The organism is Spirosoma validum, from assembly GCF_014699035.1.
GTDB classification, from domain to species: domain Bacteria; phylum Bacteroidota; class Bacteroidia; order Cytophagales; family Spirosomataceae; genus Spirosoma; species Spirosoma validum.
Genome location: NZ_JACXAA010000019.1, coordinates 47,944 through 72,097, shown reverse-complemented (window position 1 = coordinate 72,097; position 24,154 = coordinate 47,944). Strand labels below are relative to the sequence as shown.

Annotated in this window: 19 protein-coding genes; 13 read left to right on the top strand and 6 right to left on the bottom strand. The window is 51.9% G+C overall.

All coding sequences use genetic code 11. From position 1 onward, the window contains the following. Positions 1-37: 37 nt before the first annotated feature. Entirely contained in the window at positions 38-2,320 is a 2,283-nt protein-coding gene (locus tag IC230_RS30665) for a xanthine dehydrogenase family protein molybdopterin-binding subunit (RefSeq protein ID WP_223860959.1), read from the top strand. Positions 2,321-2,393: 73 nt separating this feature from the next. Here the strand turns inward: IC230_RS30665 and IC230_RS30660 are convergent, their stop codons facing one another. Continuing rightward, positions 2,394-3,137: an SDR family oxidoreductase gene (locus IC230_RS30660; RefSeq protein ID WP_191042896.1), complete on the bottom strand. Its 744-nt coding sequence runs from the start codon at positions 3,135-3,137 to the stop codon at positions 2,394-2,396. 98 nt (positions 3,138-3,235) lie between these two features. On the opposite strand from IC230_RS30660, the gene IC230_RS30655 reads away from it, so the two are divergent. After that, entirely contained in the window at positions 3,236-3,580 is a 345-nt protein-coding gene (locus IC230_RS30655) for a winged helix-turn-helix transcriptional regulator (RefSeq protein WP_191042895.1), read from the top strand. Positions 3,581-3,671: 91 nt separating this feature from the next. Here IC230_RS30655 and IC230_RS30650 read toward each other — a convergent pair whose 3' ends face one another. Together IC230_RS30650 and tpx are read right to left on the bottom strand one after the other, a co-directional pair. Next, entirely contained in the window at positions 3,672-4,355 is a 684-nt protein-coding gene (locus tag IC230_RS30650) for a DUF421 domain-containing protein (RefSeq protein ID WP_191042894.1), read from the bottom strand. Positions 4,356-4,667: 312 nt separating this feature from the next. After that, positions 4,668-5,261, bottom strand: coding sequence for a thiol peroxidase (tpx, locus tag IC230_RS30645; RefSeq protein WP_223860958.1), 594 nt, complete (start codon positions 5,259-5,261; stop codon positions 4,668-4,670). A 131-nt stretch (positions 5,262-5,392) separates the two neighbouring features. On the opposite strand from tpx, the gene IC230_RS30640 reads away from it, so the two are divergent. The 3 genes from IC230_RS30640 (at position 5,393) to IC230_RS30630 (ending at position 7,409) form a co-directional block, all read left to right on the top strand. Then, positions 5,393-5,812 carry a hypothetical protein gene (locus IC230_RS30640; RefSeq protein WP_223860957.1) on the top strand — a complete coding sequence of 140 codons (420 nt, stop codon included), beginning with the start codon at positions 5,393-5,395 and terminating at the stop codon, positions 5,810-5,812. Between the two features lie 54 nt (positions 5,813-5,866). Then, positions 5,867-6,646, top strand: a complete 780-nt coding sequence (locus IC230_RS30635; RefSeq protein ID WP_191042912.1) for an IS3 family transposase — start codon at positions 5,867-5,869, stop codon at positions 6,644-6,646. Positions 6,647-6,920: 274 nt separating this feature from the next. Beyond that, the gene (locus IC230_RS30630) at positions 6,921-7,409 is read left to right on the top strand and encodes an FKBP-type peptidyl-prolyl cis-trans isomerase (protein ID WP_191042893.1); all 489 of its coding nucleotides are present in this window, start codon (positions 6,921-6,923) and stop codon (positions 7,407-7,409) included. A gap of 134 nt (positions 7,410-7,543) precedes the next feature. Here the strand turns inward: IC230_RS30630 and IC230_RS30625 are convergent, their stop codons facing one another. Further along, positions 7,544-7,723, bottom strand: a complete 180-nt coding sequence (locus IC230_RS30625; RefSeq protein WP_191042892.1) for a hypothetical protein — start codon at positions 7,721-7,723, stop codon at positions 7,544-7,546. 296 nt (positions 7,724-8,019) lie between these two features. Here IC230_RS30625 and IC230_RS30620 point away from each other — a divergent pair, with 296 nt between their 5' ends. Beyond that, positions 8,020-8,988 (top strand): hypothetical protein, encoded by a 969-nt coding sequence (locus IC230_RS30620; RefSeq protein WP_191042891.1) that lies wholly within the window; start codon positions 8,020-8,022, stop codon positions 8,986-8,988. 303 nt (positions 8,989-9,291) lie between these two features. Here IC230_RS30620 and IC230_RS30615 read toward each other — a convergent pair whose 3' ends face one another. Together IC230_RS30615 and IC230_RS30610 are read right to left on the bottom strand one after the other, a co-directional pair. Further along, the gene (locus tag IC230_RS30615; RefSeq protein ID WP_191042890.1) at positions 9,292-10,206 is read right to left on the bottom strand and encodes a helix-turn-helix domain-containing protein; all 915 of its coding nucleotides are present in this window, start codon (positions 10,204-10,206) and stop codon (positions 9,292-9,294) included. Positions 10,207-10,254: 48 nt separating this feature from the next. After that, positions 10,255-11,118 carry an SDR family oxidoreductase gene (locus IC230_RS30610; RefSeq protein WP_191042889.1) on the bottom strand — a complete coding sequence of 288 codons (864 nt, stop codon included), beginning with the start codon at positions 11,116-11,118 and terminating at the stop codon, positions 10,255-10,257. Positions 11,119-11,739: 621 nt separating this feature from the next. Between IC230_RS30610 and IC230_RS30605 the strand changes: the two genes are divergently transcribed. The 7 genes from IC230_RS30605 (at position 11,740) to IC230_RS30575 (ending at position 23,805) form a co-directional block, all read left to right on the top strand. Further along, a complete protein-coding gene (locus IC230_RS30605; protein WP_191042888.1) occupies positions 11,740-12,603 on the top strand; it encodes a hypothetical protein in 864 nt (287 codons plus the stop codon). Positions 12,604-12,612: 9 nt separating this feature from the next. Further along, complete coding sequence (locus IC230_RS30600; protein ID WP_191042887.1) at positions 12,613-13,392, top strand: LytR/AlgR family response regulator transcription factor; 780 nt, start codon at positions 12,613-12,615, stop codon at positions 13,390-13,392. 4 nt (positions 13,393-13,396) lie between these two features. Next, positions 13,397-15,271 carry a histidine kinase dimerization/phosphoacceptor domain -containing protein gene (locus IC230_RS30595; protein WP_191042886.1) on the top strand — a complete coding sequence of 625 codons (1,875 nt, stop codon included), beginning with the start codon at positions 13,397-13,399 and terminating at the stop codon, positions 15,269-15,271. Beyond that, on the top strand, positions 15,250-15,762 hold the full coding sequence (locus IC230_RS30590; RefSeq protein WP_191042885.1) for a hypothetical protein: 513 nt from the start codon (positions 15,250-15,252) through the stop codon (positions 15,760-15,762). The genes IC230_RS30595 and IC230_RS30590 overlap by 22 nt, the downstream gene beginning before the upstream one ends. A gap of 101 nt (positions 15,763-15,863) precedes the next feature. Further along, positions 15,864-16,307 carry a helix-turn-helix transcriptional regulator gene (locus tag IC230_RS30585; protein ID WP_191042884.1) on the top strand — a complete coding sequence of 148 codons (444 nt, stop codon included), beginning with the start codon at positions 15,864-15,866 and terminating at the stop codon, positions 16,305-16,307. A gap of 284 nt (positions 16,308-16,591) precedes the next feature. After that, positions 16,592-19,027, top strand: coding sequence for a beta strand repeat-containing protein (locus IC230_RS30580; protein ID WP_191042883.1), 2,436 nt, complete (start codon positions 16,592-16,594; stop codon positions 19,025-19,027). Between the two features lie 332 nt (positions 19,028-19,359). Next, positions 19,360-23,805 carry an FG-GAP-like repeat-containing protein gene (locus IC230_RS30575; protein ID WP_191042882.1) on the top strand — a complete coding sequence of 1,482 codons (4,446 nt, stop codon included), beginning with the start codon at positions 19,360-19,362 and terminating at the stop codon, positions 23,803-23,805. The last annotated feature ends 349 nt before the right edge of the window (positions 23,806-24,154 follow it).

Here is a 24,154-nt window from a genome sequence, read left to right as displayed (position 1 = left end):
GAAAAGTACTATCGTTCAACAGACAACGGATCAGATCATGAGTGAAACTGGTAAACCAATCAGCCGTATTGATGGTCGCCTGAAGGTAACGGGCCAGGCAACCTATGCCGCGGAATTTAACCAGCCGAATATGGCTTATGCGTTCCCCGTCCGGGCAACGATTGCAAAAGGACGGATCACCTCTATTGATGACGCGGCCACAAAAAAAGAACCCGGCGTAATCAGCGTTATTAGCTACAAGAATGCCCTGAAGCTTAAACCGCTTGATATGCAGGCGCAAGCGAAGGCCGGTGCCGCTTTCCTGGGTGAGAATCTTCCACCCTTGCAGGATAACAAAGTGCATTACCCCGGACAGTTCATCGCCGTGGTCGTGGCCGAGAGTTACGAACAGGCCCGTACGGCTGCTTATAAACTCAAGGTGCGTTATGCCGTGGAGAAAGCCGCAACTGATTTGAAAGCGGAGCTTCCAAACAGTAAGAAACCAACGAAGTTGATGGGGGAGGAAGCTCAGGTGAATGGGGGTAAGGCAGCTACCCCGCTCGCTACGTCAGCACATCGCGTGGAAAATACGTATTCCACCCCGGTCGAGCATCATCATCCGATGGAGCCACACGCCACAGTGGCCGTTTGGGAAGCCGCCGACAAGCTTACCCTGTATGATACTACCCAGGGCGTGGGCCTCACCGGTGCCATCGCGGCTTATTTCTTCGGTCTACAGCAGGAGAACGTGCGCGTGATCGCCCCCTTCGTGGGTGGCGGCTTCGGCAGCAAAGGTCTCTGGCTTCATACGCTTCTGGTCGCTATGGCCGCCAAAACAGCAGGCCGTCCGGTCAAACTGGCGCTCACCCGCCAGATGATGCAGACCAACGTAGGACATCGTGCCGCAACGATTCAACGCGTGGCCCTGGGTACCGATACGGCCGGAACATTGAAGGCGATTCGTCATCATACCGATACGTACACTAACCTGACCGAATTCTTTGAACCGAGTGGCAAGCAGTCGCTGGTTCTCTACAAAGCTCCGTTGCGTGAAGTCACTTACAACGTAGCCAAACTGAATCGGGGCACACCCACTTTCATGCGGGCACCTGGCGAGACGCCAGGCACCTTTGCCTTGGAGTCCGCTATGGATGAGATGGCCTATCAACTCAAGATGGACCCAGTTGCGTTTCGAATCGCCAACCATACCACTAAGGACCCGATGAAAGGACATGACTTCTCCAGCGAGTTCCTGGTTGACTGTTACCGGATCGGTGCGGAGAAATTTGGCTGGTCGGCCCGGAGCATGGAGCCCAGACAGAAACGAAACGGAAACTACCTGGTGGGCTATGGTATGGCGACCGCTACGTATCCCGGTGGCCGGAGTGCGGCTTCGGTAAAGGTGTCCATGACAGCGAAAGGAGACGTAACGGTGATGACGGCATCGATCGATATTGGAACCGGAACCTATACCGTATTGGCGCAAACGGCGGCTGATGCGCTGGGTGTGCCGGTTGAACGGATACAAGTAAAAATCGGTGATTCCCGTTTGCCTGCTGCACCGCTGGCCGGTGGTTCCCAAACAACAGCGAGTATTCATCCGGCCGCGATGGAAGCCTGCGTCTTATTAAGAAAAGAGCTCGCAGCGCTAGCGATTGCAGACCCCTCTTCCAAACTCCATGGGCGTAAACCTGACGAGATTGGTTATGCTGATGGCAAACTCGTTCTCAACGGCGATGAGAAGAAGACCGATGCCTATGCCGACATCATAAGTCGTGCCAAGCGGGCTGAGGTGGAAGCCTGTGCCACCACCCTGCCGGTTTCCGGTGCGGGCCTTACCGTACCCAGTGCCCTTTGCACACCCCGGGAGATTCCAGCTGAACAGAACAGCGATAGCAAACACTATGCTTTCCATTCGTTTGGCGCACAATTTGCCGAGGTGTGGGTGGATGAGGATTTGGGAACCATCCGGGTGAAACGCTTCACCAGCGTACAGGATGTCGGTCGCATTATGAATGAAAAAACGGCCCGTTCACAAATCATTGGCGGTGTCATTTTCGGCATTGGTGCCGCCCTGATGGAAGCCACCGAATACGACAAACGCTGGGGCAGTCCGGTCGTGCGGACGTTGGCCGACTATCATGTACCCGTCAACCTGGATGTGCCGCCCATCGATGTTCATTTTATCGGAAAAGCTGATCCCCATATTTCACCCATTGGCGCCCGCGGTATCGGGGAGATCGGTATTACCGGTGTGGCAGCCGCCATTGCAAACGCCGTTTTCAATGCAACGGGTAAACGGTTAAGGGATCTCCCCTTGACGCCTGATAAATTGGTGTGAAAACGGGGACGAGTACGACTGTCTTAGGCTGATACAGGCTGTCAACCTATACCACCATAAGACAGTCGTTTACTTATAAGGCCATCCCGCCATCAATGAAAAACTCTCCACCGGTGATAAACGAGGCTACCGTATTATCCGAAAGATAGGCGACCATTTTAGCGACATCCTCGGCTACACCCATCTTTCGTAAGGGCACCTGACTGAGAATTTGTGTCTTCATGCCCATCAAGGTCGCTTCATCCATGCCAAACTTACTTTGCATCTCCGTCTCAGTCGGTCCGGGATTGACCGTATTCACCCGGATCTGTCTGGGAGCGAGTTCCTTGGCTGCAATTTTTGCCAAATGGCTAATCGCTGACTTACTGGCTGAATACACAGAACTGCTCTCCATGGCCAGGGCCGTATTGCCCGAGGTCAAAAACACGATCGAAGCACCGTCATTTAGAATCGGAAGGAATTTTTGAAGCGTAAAAAAGGCACCTTTGAAATTGACATTAACCATGGTGTCAAATTGCGCTTCGGAAGTCGAATCAATCGGGGCAAAGAAGGCGACCCCGGCGTTTATAAACAATACATCGACTTTACCAAGCGTACCGTGTACGTTCACCACCAGTTCATCAATGTGCTGCAGATTTGACTGGTCCGTCAGTTTTGCCTGTACGCCCAGTTCGTCCGAAGCCTTCTTTAAAGCGTCTTCCCTTTTTCCGGTTATCAAGACGCTAGCCCCTTGTGCTTTAAATTCTTTAGCGGTGGCATACCCAATACCGCTATTGCCTCCGGTGATGACAACCACCTTATTATTGAATTTGCCCATTTTTTTAACGAGTTGAACTGAACGGTAAAATTGGCGCTCTGATAGGGTATATTTGTTACCAATTACAAAAAGGTAACTAGTTACAGAAAGGATAGTATATGAACGATAAATCAGACGTAGCGTGCCAAAACGTGCATTCCGCAATTCAGGACACTTTATACGTTGTGAATGGAAAATGGAAATTGTTAATTCTTTCCATCCTGATTAATGAGGGGACCAAGCGCTTTGGTGAGCTGGCCAGGGAGTCCGGCATTTCACCCCGAATCTTATCCAAAGAATTACAAGAACTGGAGCTTAATCAACTGGTTAGCCGACAAGTTTGTCCTACCAAGCCGATTACGGTTGAGTATTCGTCAACGCCTTATGCGGGAACGCTTAAGGAAGTGATTGATGCTATGATTCGGTGGGGCCAAAACCACAAACGAAAGATCGTTGGCCGTTAAGTTGAGTCAGGAAGGTTTCTTGACTAAACCGGAATTCATAGCGCTTTGGATAGACATAAGAAAATGCTCGCTTTGATAACTGTAAAAACCATTACGTTCGGCGTTGGGTCTTAAGGGCTTCAACCCATTCGGTTTGTTGACAACGCGGGCATGTATGCTGGTTAGCTCTGATCTGTTCGATCTGACCGCAAGTCGTACAGGCGTACTGCCCCGCTTGAGGTAAGGAACCACTTTTTTTGTGGTACAACTTAGGCAGAACGGGTAAACCTGGTTTGACGTCTTCATCAGCGTAGTAAAAAAAACTTAGGTTGCCATTCGTCTCTAATATGGCCGTTTGAACCTGGCCTACGTGTTCGATGTTTTGTTGCCGCATCTCGGCAAAAAACTCGTCTTTTGCGAAGGTGTGTTCACCAGCGTCCAGGACAAACATGCCCTCCTCGATCACATAAACCGGGTCTCCTTCAACCAGGCTTTCGAACCGTTCGCTTCGAGAGGCACCCCAGGTGATCAATCGATAGAAGACCATAATGGTCGCAAAGACAATCAGGGCGGGCACAATGGCATTATCGGGGTTGATCATCGGATCGCCCGCTGCGGAGCCTAGCCCAATGATGATAGCGACCTCAAAGATGGACAACTGGCTAACGCCTTTTTTGCCTGAGAGTCGCAGAAACACCAGAATGACCGAAAACATGATCAAGGTTCGGAGAACAATTTGCAGGGCAAAGCTCCAGTCTAAATCAGCCAGGAAAACTTCGTTGAGATCAATATTCATAAAGGCAGCCAATTCAGGTTGGTTCGTACAAGAAAACAACGTCAACCAGCGCGACTAAAGTGTTCTGGAGTGTGGTAGCTAGTCAAGACTGGAGCCCCCTTTGGTTTAGGAATTAGGTCCGTTGCCTGGAGATTTGGTTGGTTACTGACCACGTCCCAACATGGCCCACCGATGCGCAAGCCGCTTGGCGGCCTTCGGTAATTTCGGATGAATAGGCAGATAACTAATCCGCGGAATACTGATCCGTTTCAGCGAGACCTTTAAATGTTCAGCTATACGTCCGATACATTTTCAGACTGAAACAGCCGGATCCTACTTGATGGCAGCGAGAGCGGCTGCGTAGTCAGGCTCTTGCCCGATTTCCGGCACCTGCTGTTGGTAAACAATTTTGCCTTCGGGATTCACCACGATGACCGCGCGACTTAACAGACCTTTCATAGGGCCGTCGGCAATTTGTACCCCGTACGAATGGCCAAAATCAGTTCTGAAATCAGAAAGCATCACCACATTTTTAATGCCTTCCGCCCCACAAAACGCTTTTTGGGCAAAAGGCAGATCTTTGGAAATACAGAGCACGGTTGTGTTTTTCAAACCAGCCGCATCCTCATTAAACTTTCGTACCGATTTGGAACAAACCCCGGTGTTTACACTGGGAAAAATATTCATGATCACATAGTTGCCCTTATAATCGGCTAAGGAGTTATCCTTAAGATCAATACCGGTCAATGAGACATCTTTGACTGAGGTTCCCACCGCGGGTAGTTTACCAACGGTATGGATGGTTTTACCACCCAGCGTAATGGCCGTACCAGTCGTTTGAGCCAGCGAACTACCGGTCATGACTAGTGTCGCAAGACCCAAAAGAAAGAGTTTATAGGCGTATATGGGGTTTTTGATACCGGACATAAAATGTATAAGTTGATGGTAATTTCTCAAATGTACAAAGCGAAGAGATCCAATCAGCCAATGGTTAAGATTTTTCCGGATAGCTCAAACTGACTTGTCCTGGAAAAAGTTGACCACAAACTGGTTAACTTATGGATCAATTTAGTCAATCACCCATGCAACAGCATGAACTCATCATGCGCCAAATGGTGGAACAAATTCACCTGGGCAAGCTTAACCTGGACCAAGCCGCTGTTCAGTTCGAAGTCAACCGCAAGACGGTACGACATTGGGTAAATAAGGTAGAGAAAGAGGCTCAAACAAACAGACAAATGGCTTCTGAACAACCCGATCTGCCGCCCACCCCAAAGAAAGCCGCACTCCCTCGTTCTCCATTACAGGGTGAGGATCAACATGAATTGCGAGCCAAGGTGCATGCGCTCGAAGAAGAACTGGAAGAGGCTAAATTCAAAGCCCTGTATTATTCGACCATCGTTAAAGTTGCCGAACAGGAGCTAGGCGTTGACATTGAAAAAAAGTCCGCTACCAAGCCATCCGATTCATGCTCGTGAATTATCCTAAGCTGCACATTCGGCAGTTAGAAGGGTGGCCGCTTCGGCGGTCCGATTGGTTTTTCTCGACAGGCCTATTATCAGTACTGGCAGCGGCAAGCCGGCCAGATCGATAGCGAGTCCGACGTGATTGAGTGGGTCAAAAAACTGCGTAAGGATCATCCCAAAATGGGTGGTCGCAAGTTACACGACCTGCTCAAAGAGGAGATGGCTCGGAAAGACATTAAGATGGGACGGGATGCATTTTTTGAGTTATTGGCGGCTAAGGGCCTGTTAATCAGAAGGAGGAGACGGCGAGTAACCACCACCTTCTCTGGCCACCGGTTCAGGAAGTATCCCAATTTAATCAAGGAGTTGATGGTCGAAAAACCGAATCAATTGTGGGTCGCGGATATAACGTATTGGTTCACACAGTACGGGTGCCTGTATATTTCCTTCGTGACCGACGCTTATTCCAAACGGATTATGGGTTATGAGGTCGCCGAGAGCTTACATGCAGTGCATTCCAAAGCCGCTCTACAAATGGCGCTGGGACGTATCAACCCCCAGATCGGCAAGACCTTGATTCATCATTCCGACCGAGGCTTACAGTATTGCTGTGACGACTATGTGGCCTTATTAGATTCGTTCGGTGTTCAGATCAGTATGACCGAAAACGGAGATCCACTAGAGAATGCTATCGCTGAGCGGGTCAATGGGATCATCAAAAACGAGTATTTAGCGCATCAATCCGTTTACTCATTGGCCCAAGCCCGAGTGGTTCTTGAGCAAGCCGTCTTTTTATACAACTATAAACGGCCTCACTTAAGTTGTGACATGTTGGTTCCCGAGTAAGCCCACCGCCAGGAGGGCAAACTGAAGCGACGGTGGAAGAATTATTATATCAAGCGAGTAATGGCGAGCTTTGTGGTCAATGAAAAACCGGACTAACTTAGCTTGGTTAGTATAAAAGGGATTAACGACAAAACGGTCAACACAAATCAGGACGGGTCAAAACTAAAATCGTTCACAAAAACGTCCGATTAATTGACCAACAAGACACTCGTTTGCTACCTAATTCGAATTCTCAATCAATTAACCTCGTTGGGAAAAAAGCTATCTTGCGCCTATGGTCCGAATCTTCCTAAAGTCAGTCGTCATTTGGCTGAGTAGCCTCACACTGCTGATCAGTTGTCAGTCAGCGGATAAATCCCCTTGTGTGCCCACTCCAATTACCACTCAGGCACCTGACGGGGAAATTGCCCAGCTCAAACAGTTTATTGAGTCGAATCAGATTAGCGCCACGGCCGATAAACGCGGTTTCTATTACGCCATTCAAAAGTCAGGTAGCACAGAAAAACCAACAGTTTGTTCCAATGTCAGCGTCAATTACGAGGGGCATTTAACGAATGGTACCCGCTTTGACAGTGGACAGGATGTCAGTTTTGGGCTCAATCAACTGATCGTGGGTTGGCAGGAAGGGATTCCGCTTATCGGGCCGGGTGGACGCATTACCTTATATCTACCCCCTGCTCTAGCCTATGGTTCTCAGGAACAGGGGGAGATTCCCGCCAATTCGATTCTCATCTTCCAAATCGATCTGCTTGCCATTCATTAATTGAGACAATTCGAATATACGGCTTACTGAAAGGTATCTGTTAGCACGTAACGATCGTGTTCAAACGGCATCGGTGTCAATTTACTAGTTCGGCTATCCGCTACGTTCAGCACACGACTATGCTCATCGACTAGTCATACCTGAAGTTGTTCGACATCCGGATTGACAAGATACGGTTTGTCTTCCCGGATGCACGTAACGAGGGTCAGTTTGGTACCACCTGTTACGTTGCCGAAATTCGCGGTGCCATTGGGCTGTTGCACGTTGGCGCGGGTTCGGAGTGGATAGGGGGGATATGTGTCCGGTGAGTCCATAATCCCGTAACCGCTTATCAGTATCATTCTCGGTCAGATACCCTTTTGGCGCGACGCCACCGGTTGGAACATCCATTGATCGGGCAACGTCCAGACCTAATTTGTCGATCACCGGAGATGATACGTTGCAAGAAAGGGGTAGTCATGAATGGGTAAGTACTGAATGAACGTATTAGCGGGCTATTTGCATAACTCGCCATCACTGGCAGCCGTCTATGCTCCGGCTAGTAGCTCCTCTGAAACCAGATCAGCCCGTAAGCGTTATTCACTAAACAGGTATAACGACCGATATAGCGATGAGATATGGCATGTGCTTCGACGGCAGCATCGTGCGGGGATGGGGGGATGACGGACGCTGGCTGCATTTCTCCAACACTTTGGCCACCGGCCACAAAGACCAGATGGAGGACAACTACCGTCGGGCCCGTCAGATGGGTCTCACCCTCTTCCGCGATACGGTTCTCTGGGATGAAGTCAACCGTGGTCCGGATTATGCCTGGCTGGACCGCTTGCAAACCACCAGCCAGGGCCAGATTGAATTAGTCCTGAATCACTACGGATTACCCGAATGGATCGATGAGGCCATGTTCTGGAGTGAGCAGGCCGCCGAGGCCATGTACGAGCAGGCCTACCAGATTGCTCTCCGCTACCCGGGTGTTTTCCGCAGTTACAACATTGGCGTGGAACTGGGCATCTGGACCGATTGGATTGCGGCTCCCAACAATCGTCAATGGCCATTTGGCGGACGACCCTGGTGGGATGTCTATCAACAGACCAGTGCCATCACTATTGCCATTGCCAAGGGACTCAAAGCCGCAGACCCTGCTTGTCTGACGGCCATGAGCGAACCCTGGGGCTGGGGCGATATGCCCTACCCCGACCAGGCCCGGCCTTTTGCTACGGTACTGGGGCAAGCCGATGAGGTTGCCCGGCAAAAGGGTTGTCAGAGCTGGCAGCAAGGCGGGGCGGAGCTTCTGGACATCGTCGGCCTGAACATCTATTTCGAGAATGACATTGCCCACATGCTGCGAGTGGCCCGGCAGTTGTTTCCGGGAAAAAAAATCGTGGTGGCCGAGACGGCTAACATCTACCGCCCCGATTGCCACCCCCCCGCCTTGTGGTGGGCTAAATTCGAGGCCCTGAACGAAGCGGAGCTGGAGGTGAGCTGGAATCCAGGGTTCCCTATGTTGACCCACGAGTTGGGGGAAGCGATGGGGGGAAATTTGCTGAGTGCCGATGGTACTGTGCACTGGCAGAAGCCCTGATCAATGGTCTGTTACTCAGCCTAAACACGTTGCAAGGTACTCCTGCTGAGAAGTAGGCCGATGATCAATGATCGACAAACCCTCTTTTATAAACCAAATTGCCCGATCACTGATCGCACTGATCGAAGCCATTTTGTAAACGCTTTCAGGCTTATAAATTGTTGACGGATATACTAGGCTAACGCTGAAGAGTCGTTCATTGACCAAAGCCTTTTCGTGTACGATATTGCGAAACGCGATTTTTGTATTATCAAACTTTACTAGTTATCTCGCCACATTGACATCGTTCAGGGGAAGCTTCCCCTAATTGAATGAATGGCGAAATTCAAGCGGGGTATAACTAGTCTTGCTCTTAAACAATTTACTAAATGACTGGGGATGCCCAAAACCCAACTCATAGGCAATCTCACTAACCGACAAATTCGTCGTCGATAGCCTTTCTTTGGCCGTTGAGATGAGCTTATCGCGAATATGCTGTTGAGGGTTCTGCCCCGTCAGCGTCTTCAGTAAACTACTCAGATACGTTGGAGACAGATTCAGTTGGTCGGCCAGGTACCCCACGGTTGGCAAGCCAATTTTCAGTAGCTCACCGTTGGCAAAATAAGCATCCAGGGCTGCCTCAAATCGGTCGAGAAGTTGGTGATTGGTAATCTTCCGGGTGATGAACTGCCGCTGATAAAACCGTTCGCCATAGTTGAGCAGCACCTCCAGTTGAGCAACGATAATATTTTGACTGAACTTGTCAATGGGAGCCTGGTATTCCTGCTGAATCTGCTGGATTATACCCACAATCATAGCATCTTCCTGTTCCGATAGAAACAGGGCCTCTCGAATCGCGTAGTCAAAATAATCGTACTGCCGAATGGTTTTGGCCAGGGGGGTACACCACAAAAAATCGGGGTGGATCATCAATAACCAACCCGTATGTTCGTGTGATTCATCGGCCGTAACAGTAAGCACTTGACCCGGCGACAGAAAGACCAGTACCCCTTCGTCGAAATCATAGGGTTGTTGGCCGTATTTCATTTGACCAGTGAAATTTCGCTTCAAGGCGATCGAATAGAAGTTATTGACAATGCTTTTTGGCCTGTCAATCGGCCGTGGTCTGATGTGCTCAAAGCGGACCACACTAATGAGCGGGTGGGCGGGTTTGGGAAGGCCAGCAAACTGATGATAGGCGGCTATGGTATCGATTCGGTGGAGCGGCTGGGTTGACATAATTCAATAGGCTTATTGCCTGGCTTGAATGAAACCAGGCGACGAATGTTACAGCTTATACAACAAGGTTAACCCTTCATTAAGTGGCGTCGGCTTACGACCCAGCAGCTCCTCCAGATCCGGACTTATAATGTCTTCCTGACCATTGGCAATATCGGTTACAAATCCGGTGATTCGCTGGGCCAGGAGCTGGGGCAAACCTCGCCCCATTAATTGGGCGATAAAGGTGGCTGGCTCCGCTGGAGTGTAGGTGACGATCTTACCTGATAGCTTGGTCAGGGAAGCAGCTACATCATAAAACGAGTACGACTCACGGCCGGTTAACTGATACGTTAGGTTGCCCTCACTGGGACTCGCCAGGGCATTGGCGATGGCTTCACCCATCTCGCTACGTAGGGCCAGGGCAACCCGACCTTGCCCGGCGGCTAGGTGAATACCGCGCTCAAAAACGGCCTCGCCCCCCACAAACTGCGGAATTGCCTCCATATACAGAATGTTCTGAAATAACGTGTAGGACAGTCCGCTTGCTTTGATGTACTGCTCGGTGTGAACGTGGCCTTCCATCAACCGGTTCACCAGTGTAGTGGGATCTTTCAGCGCCCGGCTCGTGTAGGCAATCCGATGAATCCCTGCTTTCCTGGCTGCATCTACGACATTCTGATGCTGATGAACCCGGTTTTCCTCATCCGTACCGGCAATCAACAGAACCGTTTCAATACCCTTCATGGCCCTATCGAGGGAGTCTGTGTCATCGTAGTGGCCCACGTGTATTGCCACGCCCTGTTTAAGCAAGTTAGCTGCTTTCGAATCGTCCCGCACGAAGGCGGCAATCTGGCTGGCCGGCACTTTTCGGAGTAGGTGCTGGATGACGGCAGTGCCCAGTTGGCCAGTAGCTCCAGTGACTAAGATCATAGCGTATTCTGATTTGGTTGGGACAAAGGTCTGCTTTACCTAACACAAAGACGTAGCCAGACTTGTGGTTCTTGTAGCCGAATTAACTGCCAGACATATCGTGACCCGTCCTGAATTCGCTCGCTTGTGCGTGTCGTGTACCAACCGTTGGCGTTCCTTCGACACGTATCCGTTCAGCGGTATTGAACCCATAAAATAATACCTACAAAGTAATAGCAAGCTGGCCTTTATACCCTCAATGATCGGTGCGACTTTTACTCGATTCCCTGCTCACCCTGTCCTCATGGGCAGCAAAATTAGTGAAGGACTTTGGGCGGATTTAGCTTACAAGTGAATTAGCTGATTAGGTTATATTCCACCGGATTGGCGGGTGGGGTAGTTTAACCAGGATAAACCGGCTTTCTTTATTCAGGGACAGGGCTGACCGTGGACTGCTCACTCCTTTATTCAGGTCGTTCGTGTACGCAAACCTGTCGTTCGTGATCATTTATCAGTACGCATAAATCCAATTATTTACTTTTGAGGGGATAAGCGCCATGCCGTTGACTCACAGCTATACCTGGTGTTTTGCCAAATTGACGTACCTTGAGTAGTCTTTCCAGTCTATCCATGCTGCGTACGATGGCCCCGATAAAAATCCTCCTGTTCATTTACCTGCTGTTGATAGCCGTGTTTGCCTGCACACCCACCGATCATCAAAACAGTACGACCAGAGCCAATACCTTGTCCGTTCGTGCGGCCCCTGCCCGCCCCAAACGCCAGTGTCGACAAGTGGTGTGGCATGCCTATAACACCAACTACTACACCTATACATTTAATTCCAGCGAGCAGTTAAGCGCGTGTTCAGCTATTGAACACACGTTTAACCTGAAGGATTATCCCCTCAACCAACACCTAATTTACACGAAGGCGGGCCTACTGGACCAGGTACGCGATGAGCGGGGCTCTAGTCAATACAAGTACAAGAACGGACAATTGGTGGGAATCGACTTTTTTCAGGATGGTCAGCCCATTTACCGCTACCAGGTCAGCACCAATGCAAAAGGCCAGATTACAAGGCTATTGGGAATGCCGCTGAACGACAGTGGCCTGATGGCTTACTCGACCCAATACCGGCTGGATGAACAGGGGCGGTACGTGCAGCTCGATGTGCGAAACGACCGGAACATTCTGTACTACCGCATCATTCGGCGTGGTTTCAATTCGTCGGTATCCAGCCCATATCAGTTAATTCGGGGCGTTCCCTATGATTTGAACCGCTACCCCTGGATTACCTGGGGGGAGGTGTTTCCCATCAGCAGCGAAGTAGCCCGGCATGTAGAGATCTACCGGTACGCGCCCCCCGAAACGCCCACCAAACTAATCAAACGGTCGGACGTGTCGGTTACCTGGCGAACCGACACCCTGGGCTACGTAATCGGGCAGTTCAGCACCGATGCGCTGACGGGGATCCGGGATACCGTTTCAATCGACTACCTTAACTGACCTTGACGCATGAGTGACCCTATCAACATCCTGATTATTGAAGATGAAGCGGTGCTCGCCATGGACCTGAGCGATTTACTGGAAGAAGAGGGCTATTTCGTGATTGGGACGGCCAATAACGGCCCCAAAGCCCTGAGCCTGCATCAGCAAAACCGGCTTGACCTGGCCCTATGTGATATTCATATCAAAGGAGACTGGGACGGTATCGAAACGGCGGAACGCCTGCTGGCCGAACGGGCCATTCCCATCATCTTCCTGACCGCCCTGACCGATAAGGCCACGCTCGACCGCGCCATGCGGCTCTACCCATCGGCTTACCTGATCAAACCCATCACTGTGCCCGGCCTGCGGGCCGCTATTGAACTGGCCCTGCGAAACTTTACCCAGACGGTGACGACTCCGCCCGAACCGCTGCCTTCCCAGACCAGTCCGCCTGCGCTTAAAGAGGAAGCCCGAACCGAACCCATTCTGCGGATTGACGACGCGGTGTTTATCAAACATAAATACCAGTTCGTCAAAATCAGCCTCGATGATATCGACTATATCGAAGCCGATGGTTCCTACACGACGTTAGTGACCACCCAGCACCGCTACGCCCTACGGCTGACCATTAGCCACGTGCTGGATCGGCTTAGCTTCCCCCGCCTGATTCGCATCCACCGCTCCTTTGCGGTAAATCTGAACCGGGTGAGTACCTTTAACGAACGGGAAGTGTGCCTACCCACGCTGAGTCTGCCGCTGGGCCGACTCTACAAGCCCGACTTTTTGCGCCACTTCAACATTCGGTAACTCTATGCGTACCGGTCTGTTCATTTTCCTGTTTTTACTATGTATCAGCAGTTGGGCACAAACCCTACAGCCTATTGATTACGATAGCCTCTTTCAACGGCGGATGGTGGGCCTGTCGCCCGTGCAGCGATTGGTATGGGCCGAAACGTATGCTAAATTTCTGAACGAACATTCCCGCTTCGCTGAAGCCAGGACTTTGTTACAGGCTTCGCTGACGGTGGCCCGGCAAGCTCATTTAATCGCCTGGACGGCCCGATTCTACGAGTTGTCAGGGTATATGGAAGAAACCAACGGCAATCTTGTCCGGTCCGTTGATTTTTTTCTCCAGGCACTGGCTATCTATCAGGCCACCTATGCTTTTGAACAGCAACAACAACTCTGTGTTCATATTAGCGCAGTATATAGTAACCTTCAAAATTTGGTTAAAAGACAGGCATACCATCGGCAGGCAGCTACGTTACAACGCACGTATCATCAACTGTTCATGCTGCCGTTTATGTATGCAGACAAGACTGATGATTTCATAAATACTGGAAAACTGGATTCTGCGCTGGCCTATAGTCGAAAGGCCATGAAAGTTTTCTGGGTGTCTCGGAGATGGACAAACTTTCATAGTTACCTGGATGGCTACGGCGTCTTATTGACAAAAAAGGGTCAGTACCGCGAAGCCGAAAAAACCTTTCGCCAGTGCCTGGCCTACAGTCTCCAGCAGGGCGATAAGCGACGGGAACTCTACGAATACATCCACCTGCCTGAAGCGCTGCTACACCTGGGCCGACTGGACGAAGCCGTTTACTACGCGAAACTGGCCCTGAGCCGCATTGAACATGACCCCGAACGCCAGGATGAGCACAGAATGCAGGTCTATGAATCCCTAACGCACATTGCCGAAGCCAGGGGCCAGTACAAACAGGCACTGGTTTACGACCGACTGAGCAATCAGTACAGGAATGCGTTGTTAAGCGTGGAGAAAAACCGGCAGATTGCCGAAGTAGAAGCCCGCTACCAGACCGCTCAGAAACAGGCTCGCATCAACCAGCTAAGTGTTGATAATCAGCGTCAGTTAACCCAAATCAGTTGGCAGGCGGTCGGACTGATTGCCCTGATTGCCCTGCTGGGCCTAGCCCTGTGGCAGTATCGTGTCATCCGGCAGGTGAACGCCCGGCTGAGAACATCCAGCCAGATGGTTTCTGAAAACAACCGGCAGATTAGCCAGCAGTCCGATCGGTTGGGCGTTCTGATGCAGGAGTTGCACCACCGGGTCAAAAATAATCTGGCCATCGTGTCGAGCCTGATGCGGATGCAATCCAAACGACTCGACGACCCACGGGCGGTACAGGCTGTACAGGATGGGCAACGGCGGGTAGAAGCTATCTCGCTGATTCATCAACAGTTTTACCAGACCGAAAACCTGGCCGATGTGCCCATCAAAGCCTACGTGACCGAACTCACCGAGAACCTGTTGCTGGGCTACGGTTTCGACCCCGGCACGTTCGACTGTCAGGTGGAGGTAGCTGATATTCATCTGGATGTGGATGTAGCCGTACCACTGGGCCTGATTCTGAACGAAGTGCTGACCAATGCCTTTAAATACGCGTATACCAACGTAGACAAACCTAAGCTGAACGTCCGGCTCCAACTGGTAACGGATAGCTCGGCGACCGGATTACTCATCGAGGTCCAGGATAATGGTCCCGGACTCTCCAATCCCGGACTGGAGGGTCTGGGATTGAAGAGTTCAAGTCCGGCTTTTAACCGGCGAAAAGGCTCCTTTGGCCAACGACTGATTCGTGAACTGACCGGCCAATTAGGGGGTGAGATGAGCCTGGCGACCCGGCACGGCACCTACTTCCGGCTGTGGATTCCGAACCCGACGTAACGCCCCTGGCCGGTCCTGGATGGGCCCCACCTTATTCCAGTCATAGCTGTTCTTTTTTGATTTACTACCAAAATCCGGTCGTTCGTGTACCGGATTTTGTCGTTTATTCCCCTTTCCGGGCGGGGCAAACGATTACCAACCAATTTTACACAGACGCTTTAGCGAAGCTATTCCGGATTAATACCCAGATGAAGAACGTACAGGGATTTCCATTTACAGGCACTTTTCTGGTTCATGATGATGACCTGGCACTGGACAATCACGCCCTGTACGTGGCCCGCAACCTAGAGAATACGATTGCCGGAATTAAACTGTCGGCTGATTTTTTAAGGACCATGCTGGTACAATTCTATACCAATTCGGATTTCTTATTCTCTACTGTGGTGACGAAGGTGAAAGGCGGTTTGTTCGTGGTGAATGCTCAGTTGAATCAACGTTCGGCTACGGGCAAACCGGTCCTTCCGTTTACCGTCCTGCGCGTTCCGGCTTAGAAGACTGCGCATGTCAGATTGGACTTACTTGACCACGTCAGAACAGATTGCACTCAGAAAATAAATAACCAATTCATTACTCATAGTTAACCAGTCAAATTATGAAAATCAACTCATTTGTTTATCTGCACCTATTCAATCAACTGTTGAGCAAACGGCCGCAACGGGAGTGGGGGAAAACCAGTCTGAGTAATTCCAGTTTGTCGTCTCAGGCAACTCCCAAACCCGTCGACCCATTTTTGAGCCGCTTGTATGCCCTGTTTGACGCAAACCTGAGTGATTCCGGCTTTGGTTTGGAGCAAATATTGAATGAACTGGGCATGAGCCGCACCAATCTGTTCCGCAAAGTAAAAGCCCTGACGGGTCTGACGGCTCACGATCTGCTACGCAACTACCGGCTCAAGCGAGGGGCTCAGTTGCTGCGGGCTGGTCAGAGTGTTAAACAAACGGCTTACCAGGTGGGCTTCGATAGTCCAGCCTACTTCAGTAAATGTTTTCGGGAACTCTATCAGCGGAGTCCTCGCGAGTTTATCGCTCAAGGCTGATCGGATAACTCTCCAGGTCATCGATTCAGTGTCAACTGAACCATTTTTTATCGGATTTGGATCATTTCTTATTGTTGCCCGGTCTACCCTCCCCCTACTTTTAGCTTGCTCTTGGGCTAGAGCAGTACGTCTTTACTCAATCGATGAAAATAGTACGTCAACGTAATGTCCACCTGGGACGGTGCGGACTTTCACTCCCTGACTATCCCAGCGATGAACAGCCCATCATCCGACGCTGCGCCAAGAAATAGTCTCTGATTTTTATACCTCAATCCAACTTACTCATGACTCGGTTTTCTCCATTTATAAACGTGGTCGACCGTCGACCCCAACAAGACACGTTCTGCCTGTCGGCCAAGGGCAGTCGTAGCCTGCTGTTGGGCTTGCTCCTGCTGCTGGTTGGGCTCAGGGCTGAGGCCCAGAAAACCTGGACCGGTGGAACTACCAACTGGAATACAGCCAGCAACTGGAACCCGGCGGGCGTCCCCACGGCCGCCGATAATGTGGTGATTCCATCGGCACCAGCCAATGATCCTATTGTGAGTACCACAGTGGTAGCCAACTCGGTAGAAGTTCAGAGCGGGGCCTCGCTGAGCATCACCAGCGGAGGGAGACTACTAGTCGATCAGAGTAAACCCATAAGCGGCTCATTAACGGCCTTTTACAACAGTGGCACCCTCAGCAACCAGGGGCAATTAGTGATTTCTGCCGGGTCGTTTTCTTTCGGAGACTATGGTATTCGAAACCTGGGCACCATCACCAACAGGGTGGGTGGCATCATCGCCATAGAACAACCAACCATCCAACCAAACTCGACTTGCTTTTTCAACGATGGCGGCACCGTCAACAATGAGGGCCAGGTCCTACTTGGCACCGCCTTCAATTCAACCTTTCCATCAAACTCCTCAAGTTATAGCATACGGAATACGGGTAACTTCATGAACAAGACGGGGGGCGTTATCTCCACTGACAGATCCTTTGTGACTAGCTTGTTTAACGCAAGCACGGGCACCTTCACCAACGCGGCTCAGATCAACATCGGTATAGTTCGGGTGCAAACCAGGGGTATTGAAAACCAGGGCACCTTTAACAACAACACAGGCGGAGTCATCACAATTGGCGAAGTAAGAAGTCCACCAAGCGCTAACGGTATTGTCGGTGGTTTGGTAAACACGGGTGGCACCTTCACCAACGCAGCCCAGATCATTATGGGACAAACCCTGACGCCGTTCGGAAACCAGGGGAGCGGTCTTGTAAACCAGGCCACCTTTGTTAACAATTCGGGGGGCGCTATCACCATTGACCAGGTAAGTGGTGCTGGTATTGTAAGCTTAAACGGTGGCAACTTCACGAATGAGGCTCGAATTACCATCGGAGCCAGTACAACTGTAGGCACAGCTATCGAAAGCCAGGGCGAATCTCTATCTACGTTTACCAATACAGTAGGGGGTGTCATTACCCTTGACCGAGCAAAGACTGCTGGTCTGGTCAACCGTGTTGCCAATTTCACTAACGAAGGTAAGATTACCATAGGGGCCATTGCCGCGGTGGGAGGCTTAGCTATTCAGAATTCCTATCTTTTCGACAACTCGGGATGTGGGGCGTTGATCAATGTGGTGTCCAACGACGTAATTACAGAATACGGTGGGGCGATCACAAACTCGGGTACTATTATCGAAAATTCCGAAAATGTAAACCAAATATCCAGCAATACCGGCATCGTACAGAATAACAACGGGGGTTTCTTTTATGTCGGGTCCGGACCCAATCAGCCTCTGAGCGTGAGCGCTACTAATCCAACGAACTGCATCTCACCAAACGGAGCCCTCACTCTCACGGGCCTGAAAGCCACCACCAGTTATACGCTGAGCTATACCGTGGGAGGCAGTGTCAAGGCCTTGATTCCCAGTACTAATGCTAGTGGCCAGTTCACCATTCCCAACCTGGGCGCAGGCTCCTACGCCATCACGCTGAGCGGTAGTTGTGTAGGGATTCCCCTCTCGCTGTCCGCTACGCTCACTGGGCCCATCCTAACGGTCAGCAGTCCGGTAACGACAGTAGCTACGCTGGGGGTTAGTTTCTCGCAGAGTTTTACCGCCACTGGCGGCACGGGTACCTATAGCTTCTCGCAGACCGCCGGCAGTCTGCCGACGGGTCTGAGCCTGTCAAGCACCGGAGTCTTGTCGGGCACACCCACCGCAACGGGTTTTTACGGTATCGTCGTGCGGGCCACCGATGCGAGTGGCTGCCCGGACAATTCGGCCTCTACCACCTATAATTTTTCGGTTCAGGCTCCTGCCCCCGATCTGACGCCAACCCTATACGCCCGGCCCTCGACGGTGTATGGCAACACCCCCCTGACGGTGGTGGTGGATGTGGTGGAGATCAACTCGGTGGCCACCAGTGGGCTCATTACCGTCAAAGTCACTAAAGATGCTAAAGCTCCTCTGAGCTTTGATGGAAGCCTGACCACCTTAGCAGGCCGTAGCATCCAGAACAGTAGCTGGAGCTTTGCCAGCGAGGGTAGTTACTACGTTCTGACGAGCAGCCAGTCCATTCCTGGGGGAGATAAACTTAGTTTTGGCTTGAGTGGTCCGCTCAGTTCGGGGGGAACCGGAGGACTACTGACCGTGAGTGCTACGGTAACGGGGGGTAGTGGCGGAGAAAGCCGATTGAACAACAATGTAGACGCCGATAAGGTCGATTATTTCCAGCAATGAAGCCAACACCAATTAGTGGAGCATCTGCCAAGTTGAAACGTTGGGTTCCGGCAACGGAATCTGCAAAAGGGTCAACTACAGGAACGGGGCGTGAATCATTTTGCCTGATTTGATGGCTCAGGGTTAGACCTATCGAATGAGCAGGGCTAATTGGACCAATTCTTATCGGATTTGGATCATTTCTTATCGTTCGGCGGGGCGTCAGTTCCCTACTTTTGGCCTGGTTCTGGACCAGAGATTCTACCTCGTTCCTTCATCGGCTATGAAATCATACCGGCAGGGCAGCCTGTACCCGTGCGGCTTTCCGGCTTTATATCCTCTAACTACTCTTTATGAAAGCACGTCTAGCTGATTATATCGCTCAGGCCGCCCGCGGGCGGGTCTGGATAATACTTTTTGTGGCAAGCCTGGGGAGCCTCAGCCCGCTGGTGCAGGCTCAGCCCTTCACCGACGTATCCGAACGTCTGATACAGGGAACAACGTTGTCGGCACTCCCTCAGTTCAGTTCGGGCGCAGTGGCCTGGGGCGATTATGACAACGATGGCAAGCCTGATTTTATCATGATGGGCAAAGCGCCGAACGGTGGCCGGGCCATACGCCTGTATCGGAACATGGGGGATGGCTTTAGGGAAGTGGGCGGCCAATTATTGCCGCGGGGCCAGACGGGCCTGGCGGATGGGGCGGTGGCCTGGGGCGATTATGACAACGATAACAAGCTGGATCTGATCATCACGGGCAACGGCGTGTTTGGTCCGGACGTCCTGCTGCTTCGCAACACAGGCAATGGCTTTGTGAACGTGACCAGCAGCCAGTTGCACAATGTGCCCGGGTTAGAATTTAGTACGGTGAACTGGGCTGACTACGACCAGGACGGTAAGCTGGATTTTCTGCTAACGGGCAATTCCGCTAGTGGCCCGGTCAGCAAGCTGTATCGCAATACGGGCAGCGGCTTTACAGACGTAACGGCCCAGCAAGTGCCCGGTCTGCCGGGAGTATCGTCGGGATCGGTGGCCTGGGCCGATTACGACCTGGATGAACGACCGGATTTTCTGCTGACGGGTACTAGCGACAGTGGCCCGGTCAGCAAGCTGTATCGCAATACGGGCAGCGGCTTTACCGACGTAACGAGTCAGGCACCCGGCCTGCCCGGTGTCAGTAGTTCTTCGGTGGCCTGGGCGGATTTCGACCTGGATGGTAAACCGGATTTTCTGTTGACGGGCAATACGGGCACTGGGCTCACCAGTAAACTGTACCGCAATACGGGTAGTGAGTTTGCCGACGTAACGGGAAATCAACTACCGGGTGTGCCGGGGGTATCGTCGGGATCGGTAGCCTGGGGGGATTTTAATCGGGATGGCAAACCGGATTTGTTGCTGACGGGTAATACCGACGGTGGCACGTTGAGTAAGCTGTACCGCAACAATGGCAATGGTTTTACCGACGTAACGGATCAACAGATAAGCAAACTGCCTCAGGTAGGCAATAGTACCGTTACCTGGGCAGACTACGATACCGATGGCTGGCTGGACTTGTTGCTCATGGGAAATAACACGACCGGTACGTTCGGCCGGCTTTATCACAATGGCACCAACTACGGCAATTTTGTAAACGTAACGGAGAGCCAACTTCCGGACGTACCGAAGGTGTCTTCGAGTTCAATCGCCTGGGGCGACTACGACAACGATGGCAAGCCCGACTTTATCATGATGGGCGAAACCGGTACGGGCAATGGTTTTGTTAGCCGGCTGTATCGGAACACTGGTAGTGGGTTTGTACATGTAACCGCCACCCAATTCCCGGGCGGCCTGCCCCAGGTGACGGCTGGTTCAGTGGCCTGGGGGGATTATGACAACGATGGCAAACTGGATGTATTCATCACGGGCAAATCGGGGGCAGGCCCGGTCAGTAAGCTCTACCGTAACCTGGGGGGTACCTTTAGCGAGGTAACGAGTTCACAATTCCCGGGCGGCCTGCCCCAGCTATTTGAGAGTTCGGTAGCCTGGGGGGATTATGACAACGATGGTAAACTGGATTTGCTGCTGACGGGCGATGGGGGCGAGCAAGTGGGCCCGGTCAGTAAGCTGTACCGCAATACGGGCAGTGGGTTTGAGGACGTAACAGATAGTCAGGTTCGGGGCCTGCCCAGGGTATCGTCAGGGTCGGTATCGTGGGCGGATTTTGACAACGATCGTCGGCTGGATTTCCTCATTACGGGCGATAATCGTTCCGATCGGATCAGCAGGCTTTATCGCAACACGGGCAATGGGTTTGAGGACGTAACCGAAGACCGATTTAAGGGCGCCCTGCCTGGGTTGATTAAAAGTTCGGTGGCCTGGGGGGATTACGACCGGGATGGCCGGTTGGATTTACTGATCGTAGGGGAAAATAAACCTCAAGAGGGAAGGCAATATGGTGGCTTCCGGGGGCTGTATGCTAATACGTCCAATGTGTTTATCGACGTAACGGGGAATATTATTAATCCCCAATTCTCTGCGTCCTTTAATGCTACCGTGGCCTGGGGGGATTATGACAACGATGGGTGGCTGGATTTTATGTTCGCTGGTCGCCCATTGGATAGATTATTGGATGGACAAAGCCCTGTCCGCCAAATTCATCATAATCTATCTGGACATGGCTTTGTCATGGTTGCAAACTATGATTTTTATGATGCGGCAGAAGGTGGCTCGATAGCCTGGGTTGATTACGATACCGATGGGCGGCTGGATCACATGTATACAGGGGCGTATGATGCTAATTTTGGGCCGGATAAAGTAACTCGTTTCACCAGACTTAATCGCAATAGTTGCTCGCCCCTAAGCATTGCCGCCCAGCCGGCCAGTCGAATAACCGGCTGTTTAGGGAGCCGGTTTAGCACCAGCGTGCGCATCGAAAAGACCGGTGCAGACCAGTCTGCGGTTCCGGCGGCCGCCTATCAGTGGTACAAGGATGGCGTTCTGCTCAGCAGCCAGACCTCGGCTGAACTAACCATCAACAATCTCCAGCCCAGCGATGCAGGTCAATACCAGGTCGTCATCTCGGGCTGTAACAGTTTGACGTCTACTCCGTTTACCCTCAGTGTCAGCGATGCGGTCACCCTTTCGGGCCAACCGGCCAGCAGCTCAGTCGTTTGCTCGGGGAGTAATGTAAGCACCAGTGTAGCCGTTAGTGGCCCAAATCCCACGTTCCAGTGGTACAAAGACGGTACCCCCCTCAGCGGACAGACCTCGGCTAGTCTGGCGCTGACCAACCTGCAAGCCAGCGATTCAGGTGAGTATACCGTCGTGGTTACCGGCTGCAATAGCTTAACATCCAGCGTTTTCAGTTTGACCGTCAACCAGGCGATTTCGATGCTGGCACAACCGTTCAGTAGTTCAGCCGTTTGTCCAGGGGCGAGTGTCAGCGCCAGCGTAGACGTGAGTGGTACGAATCCCACCTTCCAGTGGTACAGGGAGGGTACTCAACTCAGCGGTCAGACCTCCGCTACGTTGACTTTATCTAACCTGCAACCTGCCGATGCAGGCAGTTATGTGGTGGTCATCACCAGTTCGTGCAGCAGCCTGACCTCGACGGCCTTCAGTCTGAGCCTCAACCAGCCCCTGACCATCACCCAGCAACCCCCTGGCAACTCGATTAGCTGCGTGGGCGGAAGCTTCAGCGCTGGCGTGAGCGTCAGTGGCTCGAACCCCACCTTCCAGTGGTACAGAGAAGGTGTCCTGATCAGCGGTCAGACCTCCGCCAGCCTGACGCTGACCAACCTGCAAGGCAGCGATGCAGGCGCGTACACTGTCGTGATTACTGGCTGCAACAGCCTAACATCCAGTAGCCTGAGCCTAGCTATTAACCAGCCCCTGACCATCGCCCGGCAACCCGCCAGCGGTACCCTGGTTTGTATGGGAACCACAGTGAGTACCAGTGTGGACGTGAGTGGTTCGAATCCGGCTTTCCAGTGGTACAAAGATGGGACTCCGCTCAGCGGTCAGACTTCGGCCAGCCTGATCCTGGCCAGCCCCCAGACCACCGATGCGGGCAGTTATGTGGTGGTCATCACCAGCTCGTGCAGCAGCCTGACCTCGGCGGCCTATAGTTTGAGCCTTAATCAACCCCTGACAATCACCCAACAGCCTCCCAGCAGTTCAGCCGTCTGTGCGGGCAGTAACTTCAGCATCAGCGTGGGCGTCAGTGGCTCAAATCCAACCTTCCAGTGGTACAAAGATGGCGCTGCCTACAGCGGTCAGACTTCGGCAACCCTAACCCTGACAAACCTGCAACCCAGTGATGCGGGCCGATATCTCTTATTTATTAATGGCACTTGTAATAATCTGATCGCCAACGATTTTAATCTGACCATCAACCAGGGAGCCGATCTGACCCTTCAGGCCTATGCCCGCCCCTCGATTCTGTATGGTACGTCACCCGTTACGTTGGTAGTGAATGTGGACGAACTGCACGGAGTGGCCACCTCAGGCCCTATCCGCGTCAAGGTTCCCAAAGAAGCTAAACTCAGTCTGAACCTGCCCGCCAGCGCTACGTCGGTGGGTGGTCGGCCGGTGGTCAACAGTGCCTGGCGCTGGGATGCGGGTTCGGATGCAGGCTACTACCTATTGAGCACCGAGCAAGGAATTGGGGCTGGAGGGTTGCTCTCGTTTGGTCTGGAGGGGCTGTTTAATCCGGAAGGTACTTCAGGCACTTTCCGCTTTGAGATCGTACTGGAGAGCAGTGGAGCCTGCGAAACGGTGGACAACAACACCGACGGCGAGCGGATCGATTATTTCCCCTAGGCCAGGCAAGTTAGACCATTTCTTACCGTTTCCTGGGACACCTACCCCTACTTTTGAGAAGAAATAAGCGATGCGCTTCCGAGACTTTGGTGAGACTGTCTAACTCCTCCTCACCGATTCCCGGAAGTGCAGACCTGAAACGATTTTAGTTTTCCGCTTACTGTTTGTTACCATGAAACTCACGTCAATATTTACCCTGGTCCTCATCCCAGGCAGATTAACGCTTAAGTCCTGTGTTACGGTCTATCATGCGGCCCCCTACTGACACTCAGGCACACTCGGTGCAGGAGAATTCCCATTTCTGAATCGCCAGTATCATCAAAACCTTTACGGCAGCCGCCAGCACCAG

Bases quoted from the DNA above. Each gene is read 5' to 3' on its own strand.
- IC230_RS30665 (WP_223860959.1), top strand. From the start codon at position 38: ATGAGTGAAACTGGTAAACCAATCAGCCGTATTGATGGTCGCCTGAAG.
- IC230_RS30660 (WP_191042896.1), bottom strand. From the start codon at position 3,137: ATGGGCAAATTCAATAATAAGGTGGTTGTCATCACCGGAGGCAATAGC.
- IC230_RS30655 (WP_191042895.1), top strand. From the start codon at position 3,236: ATGAACGATAAATCAGACGTAGCGTGCCAAAACGTGCATTCCGCAATT.
- IC230_RS30650 (WP_191042894.1), bottom strand. From the start codon at position 4,355: ATGAATATTGATCTCAACGAAGTTTTCCTGGCTGATTTAGACTGGAGC.
- tpx (WP_223860958.1), bottom strand. From the start codon at position 5,261: ATGTCCGGTATCAAAAACCCCATATACGCCTATAAACTCTTTCTTTTG.
- IC230_RS30640 (WP_223860957.1), top strand. From the start codon at position 5,393: ATGGATCAATTTAGTCAATCACCCATGCAACAGCATGAACTCATCATG.
- IC230_RS30630 (WP_191042893.1), top strand. From the start codon at position 6,921: ATGGTCCGAATCTTCCTAAAGTCAGTCGTCATTTGGCTGAGTAGCCTC.
- IC230_RS30625 (WP_191042892.1), bottom strand. From the start codon at position 7,723: ATGGACTCACCGGACACATATCCCCCCTATCCACTCCGAACCCGCGCC.
- IC230_RS30620 (WP_191042891.1), top strand. From the start codon at position 8,020: ATGAGATATGGCATGTGCTTCGACGGCAGCATCGTGCGGGGATGGGGG.
- IC230_RS30615 (WP_191042890.1), bottom strand. From the start codon at position 10,206: ATGTCAACCCAGCCGCTCCACCGAATCGATACCATAGCCGCCTATCAT.
- IC230_RS30610 (WP_191042889.1), bottom strand. From the start codon at position 11,118: ATGATCTTAGTCACTGGAGCTACTGGCCAACTGGGCACTGCCGTCATC.
- IC230_RS30605 (WP_191042888.1), top strand. From the start codon at position 11,740: ATGGCCCCGATAAAAATCCTCCTGTTCATTTACCTGCTGTTGATAGCC.
- IC230_RS30600 (WP_191042887.1), top strand. From the start codon at position 12,613: ATGAGTGACCCTATCAACATCCTGATTATTGAAGATGAAGCGGTGCTC.
- IC230_RS30595 (WP_191042886.1), top strand. From the start codon at position 13,397: ATGCGTACCGGTCTGTTCATTTTCCTGTTTTTACTATGTATCAGCAGT.
- IC230_RS30585 (WP_191042884.1), top strand. From the start codon at position 15,864: ATGAAAATCAACTCATTTGTTTATCTGCACCTATTCAATCAACTGTTG.
- IC230_RS30580 (WP_191042883.1), top strand. From the start codon at position 16,592: ATGACTCGGTTTTCTCCATTTATAAACGTGGTCGACCGTCGACCCCAA.
- IC230_RS30575 (WP_191042882.1), top strand. From the start codon at position 19,360: ATGAAAGCACGTCTAGCTGATTATATCGCTCAGGCCGCCCGCGGGCGG.